Consider the following 1,458-nt stretch of genomic DNA (forward strand, 5'->3'; position numbering starts at 1 on the left):
GTGAAGCTCTCGAGGTCGCAGACCAGCAGGAAGGCGCGAACCGCTGAAATGTCGAGGGTGGCGGACATGGCTCACAATTCGAATTGGTTATCATTGATATCATCATCAATAGCATACAGAAATGATGCCGGCGGCGCTAAATGGAGGCGCATGCGGCGCCGCCGCCTCACAGGACCAAGACCATGCCCCTCATCGCCATCACCTATGCCAGCCAGCGCCGCTCGCCGTCGCTCAAGAAGGACATCGCCGAAACCGTCACCGCGCTGACGGCGCGCCTGCTCGGCAAGGACCCGAAGGTCACCGCCGTGATCGTCTCCGAAGCCGATCCGGCCGACTGGTTCGCCGGCGGCGCCTCGCTCGCCGAGCAGGGCTTGTCGAGCTATTGGATCGATGTCCATGTCACCGAAGGCACCAACACCAAGGACGAGAAGGCGGCCTATCTCGCCGCGGTGTTCGCGGCGATGGCCGAGCTGATCGGGCCGCTGCATCACGAGACCTATCTGCATGTCGACGAGGTCAAGGCGGATGCCTATGGCTTCGGCGGCCTCAGCCAGGAGCGCCGCTACATCGCCGCCAGGCTCGGCGTGCCCCCACAGCGTGACGCCGCCTGAGCTCACGCGGTCTCCGGCAGGGACGCGAGCGTCGCGCCGAACACGCTCTCGAACGCCTGCCGGAGCGCCACGTCGACATCGGCCATGGTCACCGGCAGGCCGAGATCGACCAGGCTGGTGACGCCGTAGCGCGGATCGGTGACGCCGCAGGGCACGATGGCCTGGAAATGCGACAGGTCCGGCTCGACATTGATGGCGATGCCGTGAAACGTCACCCAGCGCTTCAGCCGCACGCCGATCGCGGCGATCTTGTCCTCGAAGCCCGCGCCCTTGTCGGGCCGCCTGACCCAGACGCCGACGCGATCCTCGCGCCGCTCGCCGCGCACGTTGAAGGCGTCGAGCGTGCGGATGATGGTCTCCTCGAGCGCCGCGACATAGGCGCGCACGTCGGGCCGGCGCCGCTTCAGGTCGAGCATGACATAGGCCACGCGCTGGCCGGGGCCGTGATAGGTGACCTGGCCGCCGCGTCCCGTCGCAATGAAGGGGAAGCGGGGGTCGCGCAGGTCGTCCGGCTTGCCCGAGGTGCCGGAGGTGTAGACCGGCGGATGCTCGAGCAGCCAGACCAGCTCCGCGGCCTCGCCGGCGGCGATCGCGGCCGCCCGGGCCTCCATGAACGCGGTCGCCTCGGCATAGTCGACCGGCTGCTCGGAGATGCGCCACGCCACCGCGTTGCCCGGGGGGCCGGCGAAGGTGGTCAGGTCGAGCGTTTCGCGGCTGTTAACCATTGGCTAACCACAACATGGTGATGTCTCGGGTAACGGAATCCAGTGACTTCGGTGCTCCCGCAGTGTCAACCCTCGATAAAGTGACAGTCGACCTGATGGTCGTTCTCGGCACCTGCCTCCAT

At 66.8% G+C, this 1,458-nt stretch carries 2 protein-coding genes; one reads left to right on the top strand and one right to left on the bottom strand.

Annotated elements, in window-relative coordinates; all coding sequences use genetic code 11:
- Positions 1-182: 182 nt before the first annotated feature.
- On the top strand, positions 183-611 hold the full coding sequence (locus tag BRAS3809_RS26340) for a tautomerase family protein (protein WP_008965059.1): 429 nt from the start codon (positions 183-185) through the stop codon (positions 609-611).
- 2 nt (positions 612-613) lie between these two features.
- Here BRAS3809_RS26340 and lipB read toward each other — a convergent pair whose 3' ends face one another.
- Entirely contained in the window at positions 614-1,336 is a 723-nt protein-coding gene (lipB, locus tag BRAS3809_RS26345) for a lipoyl(octanoyl) transferase LipB (RefSeq protein WP_008965060.1), read from the bottom strand.
- Between the last annotated feature and the right edge of the window lie 122 nt (positions 1,337-1,458).

Source organism: Bradyrhizobium sp. STM 3809, assembly GCF_000239795.1.
Classification (GTDB): Bacteria; Pseudomonadota; Alphaproteobacteria; order Rhizobiales; family Xanthobacteraceae; genus Bradyrhizobium.